Raw genomic sequence first — 23,572 nt, 5'->3', positions numbered from 1 at the left:
ACAATGAAACCTTTAATATATGATTTTTCATTAGAAGAGTTACAGCAATGGGCTAAGGACAATGGAGAACCGGCTTTTCGCGGCGGGCAGATCTTTGACTGGCTGTATGTGAAGCGGGTTAATGACTTCGAATCTATGAGTAACCTCTCCAAGGCACTCAGAGCCAAGCTGGTTGACCAGTTCAGTATTTCGGCGCTCACCGAGATTACGAAGCTGGAGTCCAAGGACGGCACCGTGAAATTCCTGTTCGGTCTGCATGATGATCATGCGATTGAGACAGTTATTATGAAGCATAATTATGGTAACAGTGTGTGTGTGACCACCCAGGTAGGCTGCCGGATCGGATGTACCTTCTGTGCATCTACCCTGGGCGGTCTCAAGCGGGATCTGACTGCAGGAGAGATCGTTGCCCAGGTAGTCCGCTCCCAGCAGATTCTTGATGCGCGCGGCGAACGTGTCAGCAGCATTGTCATTATGGGGACAGGCGAACCCTTCGAGAATTATGATGCAACTATGAGATTCCTCCGTCTGATGATCCATGAAAAGGGCCTGAATATCGGCCAGCGCCATATCACTGTATCCACCAGCGGAATTGTGCCGAACATCTACAAATTCGCCGATGAAGATACTCAGATTAATCTGGCGATCTCAATTCATGCTCCTAACGATACGCTCCGTTCCAAGCTGATGCCGGTGAACCGCCGCTATCCGTTCGACGATGTAATCGAGTCCCTGCGCTATTATCAGGCCAAGACAGGCCGCCGGATCAGCTTCGAGTACGCCTTGATCGGCGGCGTGAATGATCAGAAGGAGCATGCAGAGGAGTTGGCCGGTGTGCTGAAGACCATGCTCTGCCATGTGAATCTGATCCCGGTCAATCATGTGCCTGAGCGCAAATATGTCCGGACTTCCCGCAATGATATCTTTGAATTTCAGCGTATACTGGCCGATCATGGCGTGAATGTTACCATCCGCCGTGAGCAGGGCCATGATATTGCGGCCGCATGCGGACAGTTGCGCGCCAAACATATGGAGTTGGGGTGAGGATATTTGATCAGAACAGTTCAAGCCAGCGACATTGGCCGGGTACGTACCGTCAATGAGGATTCAGTCTGGATCGGCGCCACGCGCCACGGTTATACCCTAGGCATTATTGCCGACGGAATGGGGGGACATCTGGCTGGCGATACCGCGAGCAGGCTTGCACTTGAGACGGTTAGGGGGATTCTGGACCAGCTGGAGCCTGATCTCCCGGAAGCAGAGCTGAAGGAAGCGCTGACTGCCGCCATCATGGAAGCCAATAACACAGTTCACAGAGAAGCTCAGAGCGATGAGAAGCTCCATAATATGGGGACGACCATCGTTGCTGCATTGCTGAAAGGGTCGGCAGGCTATATCGGCCATATCGGAGACAGCAGGGCTTATCTGATCCGTGACGGTGAGGCCAGGCAGCTAACCGAGGACCATACGCTGGTGAATGAGCTGTTCAGGAACGGCCAGATCAGTCTTGAGGAGCTGGATAATCATCCCCGCCGCAATGTGCTTACCAGGGCGCTGGGGACGGATACAGTGGTCTCTGCGGATCTGGCATATGTTACGCTTGCGATTGGTGAGCTGCTGCTGCTGTGCAGCGACGGGCTCAGCAATTATGTCAGTCTGGAGCATCTGGGCAAGGTAGCCGGAATTCATGAAATATCTCTGGAAGAAAGAGCTGAGCGATTACTTCAACTGGCATTGCTTGCGGGCGGCAGCGATAATATAAGCGTTGCTATGCTGGAACACCAAGGAGAGGCCGCAGTGCCCGAGACAAAGGAGTGGGAAAGATGATCGGTCACGAATTGGGCGGCCGTTACCAAGTCATCGAACGGATCGGCGGAGGAGGCATGGCGCTTGTCTATAGAGCCCATGATATTCTGCTTAACCGGAATGTTGCTATCAAAGTACTGCGCAATCAATTTGTGCATGATGAGGAATTCATCCGCCGGTTCCGGCGGGAGGCGCAATCAGCTGCATCGTTATCTCATCCCAACGTAGTCAGCATATACGATGTCGGCCAGGAAGATGAAATTCATTATATCGTTATGGAGTATATTGAAGGCAAGAACCTGAATGAAATTATTAAAGAGCGGGCACCGATGCAGGTGGATGAGTCCGTGCGGATTGCCTCGCAGATTTGTGATGCGCTGGATCATGCGCATATGAACCAGATTATTCACCGCGATATTAAACCGCATAATATTCTGATCGGACGTAACGGGCGGGTTAAGGTTACCGACTTCGGGATCGCCCGGGCAGTTACTTCTACTACGATTACCCAGACGGGATCTGTGGTCGGTTCCGTGCATTATTTCTCGCCGGAGCATGCCAAGGGCGTAACTACAGGCGAGAAGTCGGATCTTTACTCCTTAGGCATCGTACTGTATCAGATGCTTACGGGTGTATTGCCTTTCTTAGGGGAGAGTCCGATCAGCGTGGCACTGAAGCATCTGCAGGAGGAATTCGAGGAGCCGCGCCTGCTGAATCCGCTGATTCCGCAAAGCGTGGAGAATGTTATTCTCAAGTCGATGCGCAAGAACCCGGAGGAGCGCTACCAGTCTGCCAAGCAAATGCTGCAGGATCTGGAGACCTGTCTGCTGCCTGAACGGCGCAGCGAAGCTAAGATGCTGTTCCAGGATGATGAGGATGAGGACAGAACACGTATCATTCCGGCGATCAAGCCGCTCCAGCGCGGGCTAAGCAGCCGTGGCGGCGGAGACGAGCGAATCCGCAGTATGGAGGAAGCTCCGCCGCCTGCTGCCGCGAAGCGTAAGAACCGCGCTGCACTGTGGATCAGCCTTACACTGGTCGTGTTAATCGCCATGACCGGAATTGTGTGGTATGTCAATTCCAAGCTGTCGGTCGATGAAGTCTCGGTGCCTGCAGTGACAGGGAAGACCTTCCAGGAGGCCAAGGCTGAGCTTGAGGCGGTGGGACTGTTTGCTGAAGAGCCTGCGCTGGTTGAGTATAATCCTAATTTCGAAGAGAATATTGTCTGGAAGCAGAACAAGACCAATACGATGGTCAAAGAAGGAACTCATATTATCCTGACGGTAAGTGCCGCCAAGGTTCTTCCTAAGCTTAAGGATATCTCTAACCTGAGTTATGATGATGCTGTCAAGGAGCTAATCGCCCTTGGTATTGCCCAGGATAAAATTGCAACACCGGATGAACGCTATAGTGAAGAGTTTGCCAAAGGTAAGGTCATTAGCTCTGAGCCTGCCGCAGGCGCAGAATATGATCCTGAGACGGTAACTGTCAAGCTGATCGTGAGCAAAGGCAAAGAAAGCACCCAGATGCCGGATCTCCTCGGGAAGACGGAGAAGGAAGCCAAGGCTGCGCTGGAGAGCGTAGGTCTGGTGCTGGATGCGGTCAAGGAAGAGCCGAGCTTCACTTACGAGAAGGGTAAGGTTACGAAGCAGTGGGCATATGAAGCAGGAGATTTGGTCCCTCCAGGCGAGAAGATCACTATCTACATTAGTACCGGGTATCCCGATGAGGCACTGGAATTCACCTTTAATGTTCCTGTAGCGCCGGCCGCAGAAGGCAAGAAAAGCAAGATCCGCATTGTCTTTGCAGATGCGCGCAACAATGGCGAGAATCAGGAATGGGGCACGCGCACAATTGGCAAAAGCCAGATCTTATCCGTAAACATGCTGCTTGCCCCTAATAAAGACGGCATGGTATCTGTCTACCGGGACGGAGAGTTCCTGGAGACTTATCCGATCACTTATGTCGATGTCAAGAATAACACGGTGCAACAGCCTGAACCGCCTCCGGAGGAGACACCGACGCCTGCACCGACGGTCGCTCCGACCGAGCCTGTTCAGCCTGTTGAGACTCCAGCTCCCGACCCGACAGCAGATCCGGCGATTATTCCGCCGGACACCGGCGAAGGAGAGGTGACGGGCGAGACGGACCAGACGGGTTATGTTCCGGGTAACGGACAGAATAACAATGAACTGGCATCCGCCCTCAGCAATGGCAACAGTAATGGTAAGGGGAAAAGTAATGGTAACGGTAAGGGCCCTGACAACAAGCCAGGCAAAGATAAAGGCCATAAATAATAGAACAGATAAGCTTCAGCCGGGCTGCCGGGAATACGGGCAGGGTTGAAGCAGCGAAATGACCCGGGGGACTTCACACTTGGGTCATTTGCGTAAATATACAGGAGAGGAAGGCTCAGCATGTATGCCTGAAGGAATCATAATTAAAGCGTTAAGCGGATATTACTATGTTAAGCCGCTCAAGGATGAACAGATTGTAACTGAGGAAGAGGCGGTACAGTGCCGGGGGCGCGGCATTCTGAAGAAGAAAGGAATTGCGCCGCTGGTCGGTGACCGGGTAATCTATATGCTGACCGAGAACGGAGAGGGTATGGTAGATGAACTGCTTCCCCGTGAATCGGAGCTGATCCGCCCGCAGGTGGCTAACGTGAAGCTGGCAGTGCTGCTGTTCTCCGTGCGGGAGCCGGATATGAATCTAAATCTGCTGGACAAGTTCCTGGTTCATATCGAGCATTCAGGCCTGGAGACGCTGATTGTGCTCACGAAGCAGGATCTGGCCGAGGATGAAGGGCAGGCTACGGAAGCCGTCAAAGCTCTATATGAGCAGATTGGTTACGAGGTTATGGTCACAAGCTCACTGAACGGATCTGGTGCGGATGAGCTGCGTCAGCGACTGGCCGGAATCATCAGCGTCTTCTCAGGACAGTCAGGCGTAGGGAAGTCCACATTGCTTAACCGGCTTGTGCCGGGTCTTGCGCTGGAGACAGGGGAGATAAGCCTCCGTCTCGGACGCGGGCGTCATACGACACGCCATGTAGAGCTGATGGATATAGGTAATGGCGGGTTTGTGGCCGACACTCCGGGCTTCAGCCAGCTGGATTTCCTGGAGCTGGGCGTAGAAGAATTGTCGGAGTGCTTCCGTGAGTTCGCTTCCTACGCGGAGAATTGCAAATTTCGCGGCTGCAGCCATCTGCACGAACCGGGCTGCAAGGTGATAGAGGCCTGGGAGTCCGGAGATATTGCAGATAGTCGTTATGAGCATTACAAGCTGTTCTTTAATGAAATGAAAGATAAAAAGCGGAGGTATTAAACTCATGGTAAAAATTGCTCCTTCCATATTGTCAGCAGATTTCGCAGCGCTTGGTGCAGAGGTAGCCGAAGCGGAAGCCAGCGGTGCGGACTGGATTCATGTAGATGTGATGGACGGACATTTTGTGCCGAATATTACGCTGGGTCCCGCAATTGTGTCAGCGGTGAGAGCCCATACTTCTTTGCCTCTGGATGTGCATTTAATGATAGAGAACCCGGAACGCTATATCGCTGATTTTGCCGCTGCGGGCGCTTCCGTGATTACGGTTCATGCCGAAGCCTGCGTACATCTGCACCGTGTAATTCATCAGATCAAGGAGCTTGGCCTGATGGCAGGGGTGGCCATTAATCCGGCTACACCCGCAGCGGCGGTGCGTGAGGTTCTGGAGGATGTGGATATGGTGCTTGTGATGACCGTCAATCCGGGCTTCGGCGGGCAGGCCTTCATTCCGCGCACACTGCATAAGATTACGCAGCTCCGGAAGTGGGCGGAAGAGATCCATCATAAGGGCCTGCATATCGAGGTAGACGGCGGAGTAGCCGAAGCTACGGCACCGCTTGTAGCTGAAGCAGGGGCCGATGTGCTTGTGGCAGGCAATGCGGTGTTCGGCCGCAGCGACCGCGCAGGAGCGATCAAGGCCATTCGTGAGGCGGCGGACAGTGCAGTGCAGTAATAGGAGCTGATGCCCATCTACTATTAAATGAATTGACCCTCAATCTGCTGCATTCGCATACGGAAGGTATAGGCCAAGTTGTGGTCGCATAAATATGGTTACATGAGCAGAAATCTCATGTAGCCTTTTTTGCGGAGGTCTGCAATCGATGGAACATTCTTCATCTAGACAGGATCGTCTCCTACTGCACGGCATGAATTGATGGGAGGGTTAATCATGAAATTTTACACGTTCAAGCTGCCAAGATTTTTGGGAGGTTTTGTTAAAGCGATTTTGAACACGTTTCAGAAGAGTTAGGTTTAAGAAGACAAGTAAATATGAAAAAAAGCACCTTACGAATGTAAAGGGTGCTTTTTGCTACAAATATAATATCTCTTCTATTCTCGCTGAAACGGATACCGTCTATGAAAGAACGGCATATCCGTTTCTACTTGGTATGAGATATCGCCAGGCCCGGGAATGATCGGAAACTAGACGCGTTCAACTTTACCGGATTTCAAAGCACGGGTGCTGACGTACACGCGTTTCGGTTTGCCGTTCACCAAGATACGAACCTTCTGAACGTTAACTCCCCAAGAGCGACGGTTGCGGTTGTTAGCGTGAGACACGTGGTTACCGCTACCCGGTTTCTTGCCTGTTACTGTACATGTGCGGGACATAGATTACACCTCCTTGTTACTTACACCTGCGTAAAACAATACTTGAATATCATATCACAGCAAAAATTGCTTCGTCAACCGATTCAAAAACATTTATTTCTGCAGACTCTTATAGTACAATATAAATTAGTGCATTATGTCCAGTTGATCATTGAATTGATTAGGCATGAAGTTAGGAAGGGGAATTCTCATTGAGTAAGCGTTCTATAAACGGGACAGATTTTACCGCAATGGTACTAGCCGGTGCGGAAATGCTGCAGCAGCATGCCGAGCATGTCAATTCATTGAATGTGTTTCCGGTGCCGGATGGCGATACGGGCACAAACATGAATCTGACGATGACCGCAGGCGCGAACGAATTGAAGAGAAACAACACAGCCTCTGTCGGTCAATGTGCGGGAGTGCTGTCGAAGGGACTATTGATGGGCGCGCGCGGGAACTCCGGCGTTATTTTGTCACAGCTGTTCAGAGGTCTTGGACGTTATGCGGCCCAATATGATGAGCTTAACACACAGCAGTTCGCTGCAGCGCTGCAGACCGGGGTGGATACCGCCTATAAGGCAGTGGTGAAGCCGGTTGAAGGCACCATTCTTACGGTCGCCAAGGAAGCTGCCAGACATGCAGTGTATTATGCACGCCGCACAACGGATATTATCGAGCTGATGACTGAAGTCCTGGCCAAAGCTAAGGAAGCCTTGGCATATACGCCTGAGCAGCTCCCTGTGCTGAAGCAGGTGGGTGTGGTGGATTCGGGGGGCCAGGGTCTGGTCTACATCTATGAAGGCTTCCACCAGCATCTGACGAGCGGAGCAGTCTCAGCACCTGTACAGACTCCTGTGCAAGGACAAGCTGCGGCCCCTGTATCCGTGCCGTCGCCGGTGCTAACCAAACCTGAGCATGCGTTGTCTTCCGTACAGTCTTCCGCGCAATCGCAGCTCCATACGGAAGATATTGAATTTTTATATGATATGGAATTTTTCATTAACCGTCAGCTTGGCGCATCCGTGAAAGCAAATTTTGATGAGGAAGCTTTTCGGAAAGCGTTATCAGTTAACGGGGATTCGATCATCGTGATCTCGGATGATGAGACGATCAAGGTGCATGTGCATTCCAAGACTCCCGGAGAGGTGCTTAACCTGGCGCTCGTCCACGGAGAGATTACCCAGATTCACATCCTTAACATGCGTGAGCAGCACCGCGATCTGTTGACTGCCGGTATGGACATCGCACCGATGCCGGATGTTTTCGCTGATATCCCGGAAGAGAAGGCCAGCGTGCAGGCACCGGCGGTTCCTCCTGCGGACGATCTGGCGCCGTACGGCTTCATTGCGGTCTCCTCGGGAGACGGGATTTCGGATATCTTCCGCAGCCTGGGTGTCGATGCGATTCTGGCCGGCGGCCAGACGATGAATCCGAGTACAGAGGATTTCGTGAATGCGATCTCTTCCATTTCCGCGAAGCATATCTATATTCTGCCGAATAACTCCAATATCGTCCTGGCTGCACAGCAGGCCAAGGAGCTGCTGGAGGGCGAACGTGAGATTACAGTGATTCCGAGCAAGAGTATTCCTCAGGGAATCTCGGCAGCCTTTGCCTTCCAGGAAGAGGAGGCGGTAGATACCAACACCAGCAACATGCTGGAGGCGATTGCCCAGGTCAAATCCGGGCAGATTACCAATGCTGTACGGGATACTGTGATGGAGGATCTGGAGATCAAATCCGGTCAGTATATCGGCATCGAGAGCTCCAAGATCGTTGCAGCTGCCGATGACTTACTCACGGTCAGCAAGGAGCTATTGTCAAGCATGCTGGTGAATGGTGACGAGATCGTTACGGTGCTGACCGGTGCGGACACCGAGGCAGACATTACGGATGCCCTCGGCAGCTGGCTGGAAGAGACGTACCCGCAGGTTGAGGTTGAGATTCATGAAGGCGGCCAGCCGCTGTACTATTATCTTTTCTCAGTCGAGCCTTAGAATCTCTTAAATGTCCCAAGCAAGCAGAGTGGCGCAGCCAAATCATAGTATGGGGAGGAACATTATGAATCGTACCGTAATCGTTACCGACAGCACCTCCGATATCCCGCCTGCTCTGGCGGAGCAGTACGGCATTGAAGTCGTTCCGCTGACGCTGATGTTCGGCGAAGAGGCATTTCGGGATAATGTAGATATGACTCCGGAACAGTTCTACGAGCGTCTTCCCCGCTCGCCGCAAATGCCGACCACTTCGCAGCCGTCTCCTGTAGAATATATGAATGTATACCGCACTATACAGGAGAAGCATCCGGGCAGTTCAATTCTGTCCTTCCATATCTCCTCCGGCTTAAGCGGTACCTACCAGTCTGCTGTCATGGCCAAATCCATGCTGGAAGAGGAGGGAGACGCTATCACTGTGGTGGATAGCCTCTCCGCCTCCTACGGCTTCGGGTTCATGGTTGTGGAAGCCGCCCGGCTTGCAGAACAGGGGCATGCTCCTGCGGAGATTCTGGCGAAGGTGGAGAGTCTGCGTCAATCCCGCAAGCTGTATTTCCTCGTGGATACACTGGAATATCTGCAAAAGGGCGGAAGAATCGGCAAGGCATCGGCCATCCTGGGCACACTGCTCAATATCAAGCCGATCCTGTCCATTGATGCGGAAGGCATTATCTATGCGGTAGAAAAGGTCAGAGGGCGCAAGAAGGCAGTCGCCCGCATGATCGAGCTGTTCAAGGCAGATCTGCCGGGTGTGAATACTATACATGTGGCCGTGGGTCATACGGCTGAACCGGCTTCCGGCGAAGAGTTCCTGCGGGAATTAGCCGGACATTTCACCTTGAAAGAGAAGGTTCTGACCAATGTCGGCCCGGTTGTGGGCAGTCATGTCGGTAACGGAACCTTAGCCGTATTCATCTGGCCCGCTTAAGGTTAGGGGATGAACATGGTGCTTACTTTGGATTCAATTGAAGTGAAACAAATAACTGGCGTGAGCGCTCAAAAGCAAAGCGAGCTTCACGCCTTTGGCGTCTTTACAGTGAAGGATCTGCTGGAGTATTACCCTTTCCGGTATGAGGACTTCCGTCCGAAATCTCTTAGTGAGGTCAAGCACGGCGACAAGGCAACCGTGATAGCCAAGGTCATCGGCATTCCGGTGCTCAAGCGCTTCGGGGGCAAATCCCGTATGAGCTGCAAGATGGTGGCCGAGCCGTGGATGTTCACCGCTACGTGGTTTAACCAGCATTATGCGCGTGAACAACTGACGGTCGGCCGTGAAGTGGTGCTGACGGGGAAGTGGGATCAGAAGCGCAATCAGATTACGGTGACTAACTATGAATTCCCGGACCGGGGCGAAGGCAAGACAGGAACGCTGCAGCCGGTATACTCCGTCGGTGGCAAGATTACGCAGTCCTGGATTCGCCGGATTATTGGCCAGGCGTTGCAGCAGTACGGGGACCTGATCCCTGAGATTCTGCCGCACAGCATTATGAGCAAATATGACTTCATGTCACGCAAGCGGGCGATTGCCACGATTCATCAGCCGGAGGATACGCGCGAGGGCCAGCAGGGAAGACGCCGGATGGTGTATGAGGAGCTGTTCCTGTTCCAGCTGAAGGTACAAGCCTTCCGCGTGCTGAACCGTGGCCGGATGGATGGCGTAGTTCATACTGTGGACAATGCAACAGTGAGGCAATTCGTGCGCAGCCTGCCGTTTGAGCTGACCGATGCCCAGAAGCATGTGGAGCTGGAGATTCTGCAGGATATGCGTTCAGGGTATTGCATGAACCGGCTGCTTCAAGGCGATGTGGGCTCCGGCAAAACGGTACTCGCGGCCATAGCGCTCTACGCAACTGTAAAATCCGGATTTCAGGGTGCGCTGATGGTGCCGACTGAAATCCTGGCAGAGCAGCATATGCGCTCGCTCACGAGGATGTTCGAGCCCTTCGGTATTACCGTGGGCCTGCTGACCGGCAGCGTAACCGGCCGCAAACGGAAGGATCTGCTGGCCGATCTACAGATGGGTATGCTGGATGTGGTCGTCGGGACTCATGCGCTGATCCAGGAGGATGTCTTCTTCCGCAGCCTGGGGCTTGTGGTTACGGATGAGCAGCACCGCTTCGGGGTGAACCAGCGCAGTGTCCTGCGGCGCAAGGGGTATAACCCGGATGTGCTGACGATGACCGCCACTCCAATCCCGCGGACGCTGGCAATCACCGTCTTTGGGGATATGGATGTGTCTACGTTATCCGAACGGCCGAAGGGGCGTGTGCCGATTACCACCTACTGGGTGAAGCCGGATCTGCTGGAGCGGGTGATGAATCTGATCAGCCGGGAGATTGAGCAAGGGCGGCAAGCTTATCTGATCTGTCCGCTGATTGAGGAGTCAGAGAAGCTGGATGTACAGAATGCGATTGATCTGCATGTGCAGATGTCGCAGGCTTTTCCTAATTATAAGGTGGGCTTGCTTCACGGGAGAATGACACCGTCCGAGAAGGACGAGGTCATGCGGAACTTCTACAGCAACGAATTGCAGCTTCTGGTGTCTACAACGGTCGTAGAGGTCGGTGTCGATGTCCCGAATGCCACGCTGATGATTATCATGGACGCTGACCGCTTCGGGCTGTCTCAGCTGCATCAGCTGCGCGGCCGGGTCGGCAGAGGAGAGCATGCTTCCTACTGTGTGCTGATGGCTGATCCGAAGTCGGAGATCGGGCGCGAGCGGATGACTGCAATGACAGATACGGATGACGGGTTCGAGGTATCACGGCGGGATCTGGAGCTGCGCGGACCGGGGGATTTCTTCGGGACGAAGCAGAGCGGCCTGCCCGAATTCCGGCTGGCGGATATGACCGCTGACTTCGAGACGCTGGAGCTGGCGCGCGATGATGCTGCGGAGCTGCTGCGGGAGGCTTCCTTCTGGACCTCGGCGGATGTTGCGCCGCTGCGCGGGTATTTGCAGCAGGAACAAATTTTTCAGGGGGATTTAATTGACTGAACAGGCACATCCGGGCACCTGCCTTCATATACTGTGAATGATTGGATATGACAGGAGGTGCTGTACTTGGGTTATCAGCAATATGGAATCAGTCCCCAGCTGGTGGATCGCATCAAGCTGAAGATGAAGAATCCGGCGGTCAAGGAACGCGTCAAGAATATGATTACCGGCATCTCCAAGCAGGAGCTGCAGGATACAGCAGTTGTACGTAAGCTGGTGCGTAATGCCTCGTCGGTGATGCATGAGAAGCTGACGTCTGCACAGGAAGAACAAATTGTGAAATTCGTCATTGCCCAAAAGATTGATCCGAACAATACGTTTCACCTGATCCGCTTATGGGGAATGTTCCGCTGACAAATAGCGGGATGCAGGAGGCTCCGATAGGCGTGTAATCCAAAAAGCGTTCCCGTGTGTTACTTACGGGAACGCTTTTTACTTGCTTTGTGCCGCTATGGAAGGCCATAGGGCTTAGCCCGGCGGCTTATTACGGAAAAGCGCTGAGATCCGGTTGTTCCGCGCGGCATTAATCACAATCTTGCTGTCCTGATCACAGTCATGCACGATAGAGGCAAGCTGCTCTTCCTCCAGCCTGCTGGCCAGACAGAATACTGTCCCTGGCTCTCCCTGCGGTCCAGTGGATCGTACCAGCTTCACCTCGCGGTCCAGCGACTGCTGGAGCTTGCGCCGGATCTCCTCGCATTTGCTGCTGGTAATGAACACCGCCTGCGTGAGCGAGAGGTCCCTTAAGGAGAACCGCAGCGCTTCAAAGGCAAGCAGGTAGGCGATGATACTATACATCGCCTGATCCCAGCCGAATAATGATCCGCCGTAGAGCAGGATGAGCATGTTGAACAGCATAATCGGCATCTCAGCCGATTTGGGCGGTCCTCCGTTCAGCAGCCGTACGCTCTGCTTCTCGCTTCCTGCGGTCAGCCCGCCGAAGCGTACAGAGATGCCCAGGCCGAACCCGAGGCATAGCCCCCCGGCAATGGCCGCGGGCAGCGGCTCACTGATTGCCGCCGGGAAATGGTGCAGGGCCAGGGACCCTGCCGTCAGGCAGATCAGGCCAAGCATCGTATACAAGGCAAAACGGAGATTAATCTGCCTGCGCGACATCAGAATAAACGGAAGGTTGAACAGGAACAGGAATAATCCAAGCCGCATTTCAGTCACATGGGACAGCAGGGCGGATAACCCGGCAATGCCGCCCGGAAGCAGCTTATGCGGCATCAGGAACAGCTCCAGACCAACAGCTGCAAGTAGTCCTCCGCCTACAATGGACAGCAGACGCAAGGTCTTCGAATAACGTAAGGGTGAAGCATTTCTATATCTGACTTTCATAAGATTTCCTCCTTTCAGCAGGAAACCGGTATTTGTGTTGCGGATTACGGTGGTTGCACCTTCATTCAGCGTACAGCCGCACTCCTACGAAATGCGAATTATATTTGAGCGGAATCAGCAGCAGCCGCTTCAGCAGAATGTAAATGAAAGGGAGCAGAGAGACACAGAGCAGCAGCCCGGGAGGTCCGGACTCCAGTGTCAGAGGGTTCTCACGGGGAGCGAGCCGGATGGCCTGCGCATCATAAATCTGCGTATGATGCACGCGCACCGGTTGGGCCAGCTTATGCTCATAGCGGTCCGGCCTTACAGAATGCATCTCAGGCTCTTGTTCATGCAGCATCTGTAGAGCCATGATCAGAAAAGTCAGCAGCAGTACCGGAAGGAACACAGTCTTCAGCAGATCCTTCAGCGTCAGACGCGTCCAATCTCTCCTCATGAGAACACCTCCTTTTTTGTTCATTGTAGTTAAAGCATATCATAGGATCTTAGCAGGGCCAAATATAATACACTGTTATTTTCAGGTTTGCGTACGCGAAATAACGAAACCGGCGCTGCTACACTGCGTATTCTCTAGTAAATTGAACTTTTTGTGAAAAAATTATCGGAAGAAGGGGTTAATTTGCATAATGCAGGCGTATATAACGTTTTGTACCCGGCAGCGTCCAGCAGCCAGAGCGGATTTTTCACGGAAGGGCCGTTCTTGTTAAAGCTCATTCTGCTGCTGATCGCAGGCTTTGTTGCATACACGGTTTGGAGAGGGCTCAAGACCTGGATGACGAACCAAACCAGTCCTCTGCAATCAAGGGTCGTTACGGCAGTAGCCAAACGCACAGAGGTCTGGGGAGGAAGAGGGCATATGGGGACCCATACGAGTTATTATGTGACCTTTGAGTTCCATAATGGCAGCCGCAGAGAGCTTGAAGTGAAGCCGAAGGCGTATGCCATGATTGTGGAGGGGGACCGGGGGGAGCTGTCGTACCAGGGCAGCCGGTTCAAAGGATTCGTTCGGGCAGGGATGCAAAGGGACAGCGGGGTCAGCAGGTGATTATTGAAGTGATAATTTGCAGCAAAAAATGCAGGGAAGCGGACCGGGCGCTAAGTAAGCGGGCCCGTACAGTCTTCCTTGCATTTATTGTGTCCGGGTCTAGAGCACGCGCTGCATGTGCAGAATTACGTTGCTCCAGTATCCGCTGTCCAGCTCGCTGATCTGCACGCCGGGGTCGCCCCAGGTGTGAATGAAATTACCGCCGCCGATGTAGATGCCTACATGACCGGGCACTGCGTCGCTCTCAAAACGTCCGGGTACGGTGAAGAAGATCAAATCGCCGGGCTCCAGCGAGCTGCGCGACACCCGTCTGCCGATATTGTCCTGATCTTTGGCCAGCCGGGGCAGATCCACCCCGAATTTCTGAAAGACATGGCGTGTAAAGGACGAGCAGTCGAAGCGCTTGGTCTCTTCATAGGGGCCAGCGCCGAAATCGTAAGGTACACCGAGAAACTTTTTGGCATAGGAGACCAGCTCTCCCGTGTCCACGTTCGATACACTCTGAATCCGCAACGGCTTCGCAGCCTCCACCTTGCCGGAGCCCTCTGTACTCTCCCTGTCGGAAGGAGTCGCGATATTGATCTCGCCAGTAACAGGATTCCAGCCGACCTCGGTCTGCAGCAGCTTGGACAAGGCGGTGGGGGTGATATAGATTTGACCTTCACGGCGGACGGGGACATCGGGAAGGGTGATTTTCTGGCCCAATGAGAACACCTGGCTGGAATCCGGCCGCAGCATATACATGACATCACTATAGCCGAGCTTGGTATAGCCGCCGCTTGCCGTGTCATCCTTCATCCGGAAGCCGATAGAGGCGACAGCCGGTTTGAGCGGAATCCAGTACTTGCCTTCCTTGTCGGTAAAAGAATTCTTCTCATAATAGCTGCCCGCAAATGTTCCGGTTGGGGTCAGCGAGTTAACCTTGGGAGTGCTGTCCTTGCTGGTGTAGCTGCAGGCGGTTGTTCCCGTAATGGCAGTAACTAGGATAGCGGAGGACAATAAAATTTTGCTTGTACGCAGATTGATTATTGGCATAGGGCACGCTCCATCTTCAAACTTTAAGGTAAGTTTGTGCAGGACCGCTTTTTTTATGTGCTGCAGGCTTTAGCAAACAATGTCAAGATAAACCGCAGATTGTTGAAGCGAGGGGATACTCATTGTGCGTATTTTGTAAAATATGGACCCCACTTAAATGATTGACGGGAAATCAACCTACATATAATATATGTTTAATAGATTCGGGGAGCGGATGGGGACAGGGTGCGGGCGTTCGCTTTAATGCTTTTAAAGATGAAAGCGATAATGCTGGACCGCTAGCCCAGGTTCTCGCGCTGAACCCGTACAAGAAGAGGGGTTATCAGATGAAGACGAAGAAGATTTGGATGGGGCTTAGTATGGCCTTGATGCTCGTAGCTGCCGGTTGCGGGAACAATAATGCTGCAGTGAAGAATGACGCGGGCACCGGGAATACTCCGGCCGCAGCAACGGAATCCCCAGCCTCGGGTGCAGGCTCCGGCGATGCCAAGTCCTATAAGATTGCCATCTCGCAATATGTGGAGCATCCGTCACTGGATGCCACCCGCGAAGGATTCCTGGCTGCGCTGAAGGATGCAGGGATTGTTGAAGGGGAGAACCTGAAGGTGGATCTTCAGAACGCCCAGGCCGATCAGGCCAACAACCTGTCCATTGCCCAGAAGATTGCCGGCGACAAGAATGATCTGGTGCTGGGAATTGCGACACCTTCAGCTCAGGCAGTTGTGCAGAAAGTCAAGGACACTCCGATTCTGTTCGCTGCGGTAACCGACCCTCTCGATGCCAAGATTGTTAGCGATCTGGAGCATCCCGGAGGGAATGTGTCCGGCGCATCGGATACCAATCCGGAGTCGATTACCCGCCTGATGAACTTCATTGCCACGCAATTTCCCAAGGTGAAGAAGCTGGGCCTGGTCATTAATGAAGGAGAGCCGAATGCGGTAGTTATGGCTGATATCGCCAAGGGTGAGCTGGACAAGCACGGGATCGAGCTGGTGAAGGCGGCGATTACCAATACTTCGGAAGTGAAGCAGGCTGCAGAATCGCTTGTAGGGCGTGTAGATGCGCTGTATATTACGCTTGATAACTCCGTTGTCAGCGGCGTGGATTCGATTATCCAGACGGCTAACGACAACAAGCTTCCGTTCTTCTCAGCTGACCGTGATACGGTGGAGAAGGGTGCTTTTGCAACAGTAGGCTTCAAATACTATGATCATGGCTATCAGGTAGGCCAAATGGCGGTAGAAGTGCTTAAGGATGGAAAAAGTCCCGGTGATATGAAGGTGACGATGCAGGAGAAGCTGGACTTGGTCCTTAATCTCAAAGCAGCGGCAGCACAGGGAATTGAAGTAACGGATGCCATGAAGGCTGAAGTGGCTGATCCGGGCAATAATATTATTCAATAACATACAGGTTTCATAAACAGGGTGCGTCCGGAATGGGCGCCCTTTGCCGCTTAAGGGAGGAAGTCAGCAATGTATAATTCATTAATAGGGGCTCTGGAAATGGGCCTGCTCTACGCATTCATGGCACTTGGGGTGTATATTACCTTCCGTATTCTGGATTTTCCTGATCTGACGGTGGATGGAAGCTTCACAACCGGCGGCGCGATTGCTGCTGTGATGATCAGTAGCGGTTACTCTCCATTACTGGCGACTCTGTGCGCAATGCTCGGCGGAATGGCGGCAGGGATGTGTACCGGTCTGCTTCATACCAAAGGTAAAATCAACGGGCTGTTGTCCGGGATTCTGATGATGATTGCCCTGTATTCGATCAATCTTCGGATTCTGGTGAAGCCGAATGTCTCGTTGATGGGAGATGACACATTGTTCAGCTCCATGAATCCGCTGCTGGTCATGCCTTTTATCGTCGTGCTGGTCAAAATCCTGATGGATCTGTTCCTGCGCACCGATCTGGGACTGGCCCTGCGGGCTACCGGCGACAACTCGCGGATGATCCGCAGCTTCGGAGTGAACACGGATACAACAACCATTCTGGGAATCAGCCTGTCGAACGGGCTGGTGGCGCTCTCGGGCGCACTGATCGCCCAGTATTCTTCCTTCGCTGATGCTTCAATGGGGATCGGGATGATTGTCATCGGGCTGGCGTCGGTAATTATCGGGGAAGCAATTTTCGGTGCGAAGAACGTCTTCCGGGCGACACTGGCTGTACTGCTCGGCTCCATCGTGTATCGGATCGTTGTCGCTCTGGCCCTCCGGGTATCTTGGCTCAAGGCTTCCGATCTGAAGCTGATCACTGCAATTATCGTCATTATTGCCCTAGTCTTCCCGTCGGTTCAGCGGTATGTGAAGCAGAAGAGCACGGCCCGCAGACGGACCGCAGAGCTTGCTGAGCTGGCTCAGCGCAGTAAGCAGAGAGGAGGGGCCGCTAATGTTGAAGCTTGATAATGTGTGTAAGCTGTTCAACGCCGGTTCGCCGGATGAGAAGGTTGCACTGCTGGGAATCGATCTTGAACTGAAAGCCGGGGATTTCGTAACGATTATCGGCAGTAATGGTGCCGGCAAATCTACGCTTATGAATATTATCTCAGGCGTGATGAAGCCCGATCTGGGAGAAGCACGTATTGAGGGGAGCTCGATCAGCCATCTGGCGGAATACCAGCGTGCACGCTGGATCGGCCGGGTCTTCCAGGACCCGATGGCCGGGACTGCGCCGCATATGACGATTGAGGAGAACCTGGCTATGGCCTACAAGCGGGGCAAGTCCCGCGGGCTGTCCTTGGGTGTTAATGCGCACAGACGCACACTGTTCCGCGAACAGCTCAGCCGCCTGGGCATCGGCCTGGAAGACCGGCTGCGGGCTAAGGTGGGACTGCTCTCCGGAGGCGAGCGGCAGGCGCTGAGCCTGTTGATGGCGACCTTCACCCAGCCGCAGATTCTGCTGCTGGATGAGCATACAGCTGCGCTGGACCCTTCGCGCGCCGAACTGATCACCACCCTTACGGAATCCATTGTCCGCGAGCTGAAGCTGACTACGCTGATGGTTACCCATAACATGGATCAGGCGATCCGGCTGGGCAACCGGCTCATCATGATGGATAAAGGCTCGGTCATCCTTGATTTCAATGAGACGCGCAAGAAGGATCTGACGGTAGAGCGTCTGCTTGGTGAATTCGAAGCGATCAGCGGCCATAAGCTGGCTGACGACCGGATGATGCTGGGCTGACTCTGGATCATTATTGTTTAGCGCTATAGCTTGATCTGCCTCCGGTATAACCGGCAGCGGGTCAAGCTTTTTGCCATTTGTGGCGTGCTGGTCCGATTCACTTCCGGGTATGAGAGGTAAAGTTAAGGGAAAGAACATAACATGAACATCAAACACCAATGGAGGCGACTGCACATATGACTGCGAAGAAACTGGAAGGCAAGGTAGCGATTGTTACAGGAGGCGGCTCGGGTATCGGCCGGGCATCTGTGCTGGAATTCGCCAGAAGCGGAGCCAAGGTTGCACTTCTGGACCGGACGGTGGAGAATGCGGAGAAGGTGGCCGCTCAGATTAGGCAGGAGGGCGGGGAAGCCGCTGTGTTTGAATGCGATATCGCTGATCCTCCGCAGGTCGAGCATGCTGTGAAGCAGGTTGTCGAGAAGTGGGGACAGCTGGATGTGGTTTTCGCCAATGCCGGGATCAACGGTGCTATGACACCGATTGAGACAATGGACATCGAGTCCTGGGATCAGACGATTCAGACTAATCTGCGGGGTACCTTCGCCACTGTCAAATATGCGATTCCCCATCTCAAGGAGAAGGGCGGCAGCATTCTGATCAACAGCTCGATCAACGGCAACCGGGTATTCTCCAATGTCGGGTTCTCTGCCTATAGTACGACCAAGGCGGGCCAGGTGGCTTTTATGAAGATGGCTGCGCTTGAGCTGGCCCAGTACAAGATTCGTGTAAACGCTATCTGTCCGGGGGCGATTACCACGAATATTGATGATAATACTTATCCTTCGGATGATCTCAAGGAAGTGCAGATTGAAGTAGAGTTCCCGGATGGCGGGCAGCCGCTGGAGAAGGGGCCGGGGCGTCCGGATCAGGTGGCCAAGCTGGCGCTGTTCCTCGCATCTGAGGATTCGGATCACATCACGGGTACAGAGATCTACTGTGACGGAGCGGAGTCGCTTCTGCACGGCTAATCCTTCTATAATTCACTCATCTCTCATAGGATGGGATAAGTGAAGTCTTCTCTGAAGCGGACGATGTTCCTTGCCGGAGCCTCAGGCAGTGCAGCCTGAAGCACCCGGTTAGCGGGGATAGGCGTCCGTTTCTTTTTTTTGAGCGATGGGCAGAAAATTTCAGTAAAGATTGCAGCGAATTTCAGGTATACTGATTCTATGTGCCACGACGGGCGAGGAAGGAGGAAATGAATCATGAATATGGACCTGCTGCATATGGAATCAATCGTTAAGCTGCTGGTGGCCATGCTGTTCGGGCTGTTCATCGGCATTGACCGCCAATTGAAACAGAAACCGCTGGGAATCCGGACCAGTATGGTCATCAGCATCGCCAGCTGTCTGGTAACCCTGGTGTCCATTCACGCGTATGACAAATTCGGCGGACCGGATCATCCAAATATGGACCCGATGCGTCTGGCAGCGCAGATTGTCAGCGGTATCGGTTTTTTGGGAGCGGGTGTTATTCTGCGCAGAGGCGGGGATGCCATCTCCGGGCTGACCTCGGCAGCGTTGATCTGGACGGCGTCCGGTATCGGGATTGCGGTCGGTGCGGGCTTTTATGTAGAGGCGGGTTATGCGGTTATATTGCTGATGTTCGCGGTGAACGCCGTGCCTCTGCTGATCAAAGCCATTGGGCCTGAAGTGCTGAACAAGCACGAGATCTCTATCAAAATCATTATGGAACCGAATTATATCCTGACGGATGTGATCCAGAAGATTGAGCAGCGGAATGTCATTACCGACCAGCGCAAAACACGTAAAACCGGCCGGACGATCCGGCGGATGAAGATCAAGGATCTTGATGATGGCAGGCAGATGATCGACATGGTCGTTTCTGCGCCAGACAAGGATTACGCTACGGAAATCTATTACGATGTCAAAAAAATCGAGCATGTCATGAGCGTCGAAGTGGAGCAGCTGTAAAAATGGCATGTCTCCATTCCGGCAGATGTGGTACTCTATCTATGAGAGAGTCATTTTGAACATATGGAAGGGGATTAATGTAATGACACCGATTACAGCATTTGAAGGACACTATGAGGGCGAAGAGGCTGTCTGGCTGAAGGCTGGCCGTTATGAAGCGGCTATTCTGCCAGGCATCGGCGGGAATCTGATCTGCTTCCGTGATACTGAGAGCGGTTACCGTTTCTTGAATGAGCCAGGAGCTGAGGAGATGGAGGCGTTCAAGGCTAACCCGGGTATTCATGGCATTCCTGTACTATTTCCGCCTAACCGCTATGAGGATGGAGAGTTCCCGTGGAACGGCCAGACTTACCATCTGCCGGTCAATGAAGCTGCAACGGGCAATCATCTGCACGGCTTCTTACATACAGCTGTATGGGAGGTAGAGGAGTTTGGCACCGGCAAAAGTGAAAGCTTCGTCACTGTAGCGATTAAGGTGGATGAGAATCATCCATCCTACCAGTACCTGCCGTTCAAATACACGGTCAAGCTGCGCTATACGCTCAGTGAAGGCGGCCTGTCCCAGCAGCTGCTGGTCCACAATGACGGCGATGTGCTGATGCCTTGCCTGCTGGCGTTCCACACGGCTATTAATGCTCCATTCGCACCAGGCAGCAGTGCGCAGGATTACCGTGTGAAGCTGACAATTGGTGAACGTTGGGAGCTTAATGAGCGGATGCTGCCAACCGGCAAATTCCAGGAGCTGACGGCCGATGAAGTGGCTCTGCGCGGCGAAGGATTGTATCCGTTCTACGCATCGATGGACAACCATTACACCGCAGCCGCCCAGAATGGACGGAACCGGATGGAGCTTACCGACAGTAAAGCTGGAGTTACGCTGGTCTATGATGTGGGAACCTCGTATAAGCAATGGATGATCTGGAACAACGGCGCTACCGAAGGCTTCTTCTGCCCAGAGCCGCAGATCAACCTGGTCAACGCCCCGAAGGTGGATCTGCCTGCTGATGAGATCGGCTTGTTCGGGCTGGAGCCTGGGGAGTATTGGGAGGAGAGCAGCCGGATATACGTGAAGTAGGCTAGATATCTTGATGCGGTAAAACCCTCTCAGGGGTTATCCGTGGCTGCAAAGAAGATTTGACTTCCGGCCGCTGTTAGGTTTGTATTTCCTGATTTAAACTGCTGTCCGCAGTAGAAATACAAACCTAAAGGCGAACGCTATCGCTCCTACAGTTCAAACTTCTCTTCCGCCACTTCACCCTGAGTGTATATTACAAATTCAGTCTATCCCGCTGGGATGGGAGTAGAAAATATAGAAGAGAGCAGCGTCTGAAGTTTGGATGCTGCTCTCTTTTTTGCTGGGAGGGACGGACTGCGGGCTCATTGCACTATTGAGTGCTTTGAGAAGCGGAGACAGTTGGAAAAAATCCACTTACTGATGGGCGGAAGAAGGCTGATCGAGAAGCAGTTGGAAAAATAGCATTTGTTGAACCGGATTTCCTTTAAAAGAGCCTAACCCGCTTGAATAGATGTAGTTTTTCCAACTGCTTCAACAAAATCGGTAAAATCAGGAATATTAAGATACGTTTTTCCACTTGTTATCCTTTAGCAACTTCGTCGATAGCTTTTTTTGAAGAGGGGGTATCCAGCAAGCGTACTTTTCCTCCCCAAATCCTAGTGGAACAGGAGAAAAATAGAGGGTATACCCAATTGGATGCTGAATTTTAAGGCGGTTTTAAGCTAAAAGGCGTATACTACTCCTTTAACAGTTAGGAGTGAATGAACTTGTCACGGTTATTGCCATCGAAGCGTTTGATGTATTTATTGATCATTTTGCTGGTTTTAGGGTTTGGGTTGAATTTGTTTTTGCAGGCTGCTTCATTTCGGATGGATGTGCTTCATGCGTTAAAGTGGGTCGGCGCTTATCCTTGGCTGTTTTGTACTGGAAGTCTGTTTATTTTCTTCATCCTGCTCTTAAGCTCAGTGATTGTACCGAACGCGTATGCGGGACCGGCAGTGGTCTCGTCGCTGTTCGTGCTGCTCGGGATTGCCAGTGATCAGAAGCTGGCTACAAGAGGTGAACCGCTGTTTCCGTGGGATCTGATGCTGCTGAAGAATGCCGGTGAGATGAGTAAAATCACCAGCGGGATGATCTCTCCGCTTGCAATAGGGGCCGCAGCTCTGGTGGTTGCCGGCCTGGTCCTTGCAATCATTAAGCTGCCGAAAAACCGGATCAGATTGTCCTTGCGCGTGACGCTGGCGGGAATCTCTGTAGGGCTCAGCGCATGGTTTCTGGTGCTGGTCACCGGTCAATCTCCTGTGGTTGCAGCAATGAGCTATCAGAATATCTTCTGGAATCAGAAGGTGAATTATACACAGAACGGATTCGTATATGCTTTCGCGGGGAATCTGCGGCAGAGCCTGATGGACAAGCCGGAGGGCTACAGCCGTGAAGCGGTTGAAGCAGTGGCTGCCAAGTATTCGGCATTGCCGGATGTGCAGGTGGAGGCTGCGCCGGAGGAACAGCCGAACATTCTGTTTATGATGAATGAGGCGTTCTTCGACCCTACGCGGCTGCCCGGATATACGCTTAGTGAAGATCCGCTCAAATTCATCCATGGGGTGGCGGGCCAGACACCGTCCGGTTATTTGCTGTCCCCGGAATTCGGCGGCAATACGGCTAATGTGGAGTTCGAAGCTCTGACAGGGCTATCGATGTATTTTCTGGGCGATGGAACGATTCCTTATCAACAGCGCATTGTCAAAATGTCCTCCCTGCCTTCGATTGTCAGTATTCTGAAGGACAGAGGGTATGAGGCACTGGCGCTGCATCCGTTCGATGAGACCTTCTATAACCGGAACCGTGTCTATCCGGTGCTGGGCTTCGACCGCTTCACAAGTGAGAAGGATCTGCCGGACGCTGACCGCTTAACCCCAGAGGGGTATGTCTCGGATAAGGCGGCTGTACAGGAGGCGGTCCGGCAGCTTCAAGAGGCATCGGGCCCGGCATTCCTGCACCTGGTGACGATGCAGAATCATTTTCCATTCGTCAAGGGCGTGAACGGACCGAACACTATCACCGTAGAGGGCGGCTTGGCGGAGCAGAAGGATGAGCTGGAAACCTATGTACAGGACACCAAGCTGACAGACGAGGCCATGGCTTATCTCCAGCAGGAGCTGCTGAAGATAAAGCGTCCAACCATAGCGGTATTCTGGGGAGATCATCTGCCCGCGCTTAGCGCCGGGATCTATACCGCAGCAGGCTGGGATCAGGAGCCAAGGCTGAAGCATGAGACGAAGCTGTTAGTACTCGCTAACTTTGAGATCGGGAAGGAGCCGCTTGGTACGCTTAGCCCGGCATTCCTCGGACCCGCGGTCTTCCGGTTATCCGGGCAGCCTCTGCCAGCCTTCTACAAGCTTCTGGATCAGGTGCAGGCGGAAATTCCCGGACTCAGCAAGAAGGTGCTAATCGGGCCGGGGGATACCGGAATTCTGAAGGAGCTAACCCCGGAGCAGCAGGCGCTGCTGAATGACTATCGTCTGGTCGAATATGATTTGCTGGAAGGGGAGAAATACGCGGAGTCTCTAATGTTCTGAGCACTCCGCC

22 protein-coding genes are annotated in these 23,572 nt (G+C 53.0%); 18 read left to right on the top strand and 4 right to left on the bottom strand.

The window, feature by feature from the left end; translation table 11 throughout:
• The first annotated feature begins 3 nt into the window (after positions 1 to 3).
• The 6 genes from rlmN to spoVM all read left to right on the top strand — a co-directional run bounded on the left by rlmN (position 4) and on the right by spoVM (position 6,103).
• Positions 4 to 1,044 (top strand): 23S rRNA (adenine(2503)-C(2))-methyltransferase RlmN, encoded by a 1,041-nt coding sequence (gene rlmN / locus NSU18_RS06055; protein WP_036729399.1) that lies wholly within the window; start codon positions 4 to 6, stop codon positions 1,042 to 1,044.
• Between the two features lie 6 nt (positions 1,045 to 1,050).
• Positions 1,051 to 1,827, top strand: a complete 777-nt coding sequence (locus NSU18_RS06050) for a Stp1/IreP family PP2C-type Ser/Thr phosphatase (protein WP_341021200.1) — start codon at positions 1,051 to 1,053, stop codon at positions 1,825 to 1,827.
• Entirely contained in the window at positions 1,824 to 4,103 is a 2,280-nt protein-coding gene (gene pknB / locus NSU18_RS06045) for a Stk1 family PASTA domain-containing Ser/Thr kinase (RefSeq protein WP_341148525.1), read from the top strand. The genes NSU18_RS06050 and pknB overlap by 4 nt, the downstream gene beginning before the upstream one ends.
• A 124-nt stretch (positions 4,104 to 4,227) precedes the next feature.
• Positions 4,228 to 5,133 carry a ribosome small subunit-dependent GTPase A gene (gene rsgA / locus NSU18_RS06040; protein ID WP_341021203.1) on the top strand — a complete coding sequence of 302 codons (906 nt, stop codon included), beginning with the start codon at positions 4,228 to 4,230 and terminating at the stop codon, positions 5,131 to 5,133.
• 4 nt (positions 5,134 to 5,137) lie between these two features.
• Positions 5,138 to 5,806 carry a ribulose-phosphate 3-epimerase gene (rpe, locus tag NSU18_RS06035; RefSeq protein WP_341021204.1) on the top strand — a complete coding sequence of 223 codons (669 nt, stop codon included), beginning with the start codon at positions 5,138 to 5,140 and terminating at the stop codon, positions 5,804 to 5,806.
• 216 nt (positions 5,807 to 6,022) lie between these two features.
• On the top strand, positions 6,023 to 6,103 hold the full coding sequence (spoVM, locus tag NSU18_RS06030; RefSeq protein ID WP_020431362.1) for a stage V sporulation protein SpoVM: 81 nt from the start codon (positions 6,023 to 6,025) through the stop codon (positions 6,101 to 6,103).
• A 173-nt stretch (positions 6,104 to 6,276) separates the two neighbouring features.
• On the opposite strand, the gene rpmB is transcribed toward spoVM, so the two are convergent.
• Positions 6,277 to 6,465, bottom strand: coding sequence for a 50S ribosomal protein L28 (gene rpmB, locus NSU18_RS06025; RefSeq protein ID WP_076074411.1), 189 nt, complete (start codon positions 6,463 to 6,465; stop codon positions 6,277 to 6,279).
• 191 nt (positions 6,466 to 6,656) lie between these two features.
• Between rpmB and NSU18_RS06020 the strand changes: the two genes are divergently transcribed.
• From NSU18_RS06020 to NSU18_RS06005, 4 genes are all read left to right on the top strand, one after another.
• Complete coding sequence (locus tag NSU18_RS06020) at positions 6,657 to 8,441, top strand: DAK2 domain-containing protein (protein WP_341021206.1); 1,785 nt, start codon at positions 6,657 to 6,659, stop codon at positions 8,439 to 8,441.
• Between the two features lie 64 nt (positions 8,442 to 8,505).
• The gene (locus NSU18_RS06015; protein WP_341021208.1) at positions 8,506 to 9,366 is read left to right on the top strand and encodes a DegV family protein; all 861 of its coding nucleotides are present in this window, start codon (positions 8,506 to 8,508) and stop codon (positions 9,364 to 9,366) included.
• Positions 9,367 to 9,381: 15 nt separating this feature from the next.
• Entirely contained in the window at positions 9,382 to 11,433 is a 2,052-nt protein-coding gene (recG, locus tag NSU18_RS06010) for an ATP-dependent DNA helicase RecG (RefSeq protein WP_341021210.1), read from the top strand.
• Between the two features lie 66 nt (positions 11,434 to 11,499).
• Positions 11,500 to 11,787: a stage VI sporulation protein F gene (locus tag NSU18_RS06005; RefSeq protein ID WP_076074422.1), complete on the top strand. Its 288-nt coding sequence runs from the start codon at positions 11,500 to 11,502 to the stop codon at positions 11,785 to 11,787.
• 114 nt (positions 11,788 to 11,901) lie between these two features.
• Here NSU18_RS06005 and NSU18_RS06000 read toward each other — a convergent pair whose 3' ends face one another.
• On the bottom strand, positions 11,902 to 12,774 hold the full coding sequence (locus NSU18_RS06000) for a YitT family protein (protein ID WP_341021213.1): 873 nt from the start codon (positions 12,772 to 12,774) through the stop codon (positions 11,902 to 11,904).
• A gap of 61 nt (positions 12,775 to 12,835) precedes the next feature.
• Positions 12,836 to 13,210: a hypothetical protein gene (locus tag NSU18_RS05995; protein WP_341021215.1), complete on the bottom strand. Its 375-nt coding sequence runs from the start codon at positions 13,208 to 13,210 to the stop codon at positions 12,836 to 12,838.
• A 264-nt stretch (positions 13,211 to 13,474) separates the two neighbouring features.
• Here NSU18_RS05995 and NSU18_RS05990 point away from each other — a divergent pair, with 264 nt between their 5' ends.
• Positions 13,475 to 13,819, top strand: a complete 345-nt coding sequence (locus tag NSU18_RS05990) for a DUF2500 domain-containing protein (RefSeq protein WP_341148524.1) — start codon at positions 13,475 to 13,477, stop codon at positions 13,817 to 13,819.
• A 99-nt stretch (positions 13,820 to 13,918) separates the two neighbouring features.
• Here the strand turns inward: NSU18_RS05990 and NSU18_RS05985 are convergent, their stop codons facing one another.
• Positions 13,919 to 14,854 carry a C40 family peptidase gene (locus tag NSU18_RS05985; RefSeq protein ID WP_341021218.1) on the bottom strand — a complete coding sequence of 312 codons (936 nt, stop codon included), beginning with the start codon at positions 14,852 to 14,854 and terminating at the stop codon, positions 13,919 to 13,921.
• 326 nt (positions 14,855 to 15,180) lie between these two features.
• Here NSU18_RS05985 and NSU18_RS05980 point away from each other — a divergent pair, with 326 nt between their 5' ends.
• The 7 genes from NSU18_RS05980 (at position 15,181) to NSU18_RS05950 (ending at position 23,562) form a co-directional block, all read left to right on the top strand.
• Positions 15,181 to 16,257: an ABC transporter substrate-binding protein gene (locus NSU18_RS05980; RefSeq protein ID WP_341148523.1), complete on the top strand. Its 1,077-nt coding sequence runs from the start codon at positions 15,181 to 15,183 to the stop codon at positions 16,255 to 16,257.
• A gap of 69 nt (positions 16,258 to 16,326) precedes the next feature.
• On the top strand, positions 16,327 to 17,256 hold the full coding sequence (locus NSU18_RS05975) for an ABC transporter permease (protein ID WP_341021220.1): 930 nt from the start codon (positions 16,327 to 16,329) through the stop codon (positions 17,254 to 17,256).
• Positions 17,243 to 18,037 carry an ABC transporter ATP-binding protein gene (locus tag NSU18_RS05970; RefSeq protein WP_341148522.1) on the top strand — a complete coding sequence of 265 codons (795 nt, stop codon included), beginning with the start codon at positions 17,243 to 17,245 and terminating at the stop codon, positions 18,035 to 18,037. The genes NSU18_RS05975 and NSU18_RS05970 overlap by 14 nt, the downstream gene beginning before the upstream one ends.
• Positions 18,038 to 18,213: 176 nt before the next feature.
• Positions 18,214 to 19,005, top strand: a complete 792-nt coding sequence (locus NSU18_RS05965) for an SDR family oxidoreductase (RefSeq protein ID WP_341148521.1) — start codon at positions 18,214 to 18,216, stop codon at positions 19,003 to 19,005.
• 240 nt (positions 19,006 to 19,245) lie between these two features.
• Positions 19,246 to 19,968 carry an MgtC/SapB family protein gene (locus tag NSU18_RS05960; protein WP_341150991.1) on the top strand — a complete coding sequence of 241 codons (723 nt, stop codon included), beginning with the start codon at positions 19,246 to 19,248 and terminating at the stop codon, positions 19,966 to 19,968.
• Between the two features lie 82 nt (positions 19,969 to 20,050).
• Positions 20,051 to 21,043 carry an aldose 1-epimerase gene (locus NSU18_RS05955; protein ID WP_341148520.1) on the top strand — a complete coding sequence of 331 codons (993 nt, stop codon included), beginning with the start codon at positions 20,051 to 20,053 and terminating at the stop codon, positions 21,041 to 21,043.
• Between the two features lie 815 nt (positions 21,044 to 21,858).
• Positions 21,859 to 23,562, top strand: a complete 1,704-nt coding sequence (locus tag NSU18_RS05950) for an LTA synthase family protein (RefSeq protein WP_341148519.1) — start codon at positions 21,859 to 21,861, stop codon at positions 23,560 to 23,562.
• The last annotated feature ends 10 nt before the right edge of the window (positions 23,563 to 23,572 follow it).

This window comes from Paenibacillus sp. FSL H8-0048 (genome assembly GCF_038002825.1).
Lineage (GTDB): Bacteria > Bacillota > Bacilli > Paenibacillales > Paenibacillaceae > Paenibacillus_AQ.
This window is presented reverse-complemented; position numbering and strand designations above follow the sequence as displayed.

Coding starts and splice junctions, on each gene's coding strand:
- rlmN (WP_036729399.1), top strand. CDS start 4: ATGAAACCTTTAATATATGATTTTTCATTAGAAGAGTTACAGCAATGG.
- pknB (WP_341148525.1), top strand. CDS start 1,824: ATGATCGGTCACGAATTGGGCGGCCGTTACCAAGTCATCGAACGGATC.
- rsgA (WP_341021203.1), top strand. CDS start 4,228: ATGCCTGAAGGAATCATAATTAAAGCGTTAAGCGGATATTACTATGTT.
- rpe (WP_341021204.1), top strand. CDS start 5,138: ATGGTAAAAATTGCTCCTTCCATATTGTCAGCAGATTTCGCAGCGCTT.
- spoVM (WP_020431362.1), top strand. CDS start 6,023: ATGAAATTTTACACGTTCAAGCTGCCAAGATTTTTGGGAGGTTTTGTT.
- rpmB (WP_076074411.1), bottom strand. CDS start 6,465: ATGTCCCGCACATGTACAGTAACAGGCAAGAAACCGGGTAGCGGTAAC.
- NSU18_RS06015 (WP_341021208.1), top strand. CDS start 8,506: ATGAATCGTACCGTAATCGTTACCGACAGCACCTCCGATATCCCGCCT.
- recG (WP_341021210.1), top strand. CDS start 9,382: ATGGTGCTTACTTTGGATTCAATTGAAGTGAAACAAATAACTGGCGTG.
- NSU18_RS06000 (WP_341021213.1), bottom strand. CDS start 12,774: ATGAAAGTCAGATATAGAAATGCTTCACCCTTACGTTATTCGAAGACC.
- NSU18_RS05995 (WP_341021215.1), bottom strand. CDS start 13,210: ATGAGGAGAGATTGGACGCGTCTGACGCTGAAGGATCTGCTGAAGACT.
- NSU18_RS05985 (WP_341021218.1), bottom strand. CDS start 14,854: ATGCCAATAATCAATCTGCGTACAAGCAAAATTTTATTGTCCTCCGCT.
- NSU18_RS05980 (WP_341148523.1), top strand. CDS start 15,181: ATGAAGACGAAGAAGATTTGGATGGGGCTTAGTATGGCCTTGATGCTC.
- NSU18_RS05975 (WP_341021220.1), top strand. CDS start 16,327: ATGTATAATTCATTAATAGGGGCTCTGGAAATGGGCCTGCTCTACGCA.
- NSU18_RS05970 (WP_341148522.1), top strand. CDS start 17,243: ATGTTGAAGCTTGATAATGTGTGTAAGCTGTTCAACGCCGGTTCGCCG.
- NSU18_RS05965 (WP_341148521.1), top strand. CDS start 18,214: ATGACTGCGAAGAAACTGGAAGGCAAGGTAGCGATTGTTACAGGAGGC.
- NSU18_RS05960 (WP_341150991.1), top strand. CDS start 19,246: ATGGACCTGCTGCATATGGAATCAATCGTTAAGCTGCTGGTGGCCATG.
- NSU18_RS05955 (WP_341148520.1), top strand. CDS start 20,051: ATGACACCGATTACAGCATTTGAAGGACACTATGAGGGCGAAGAGGCT.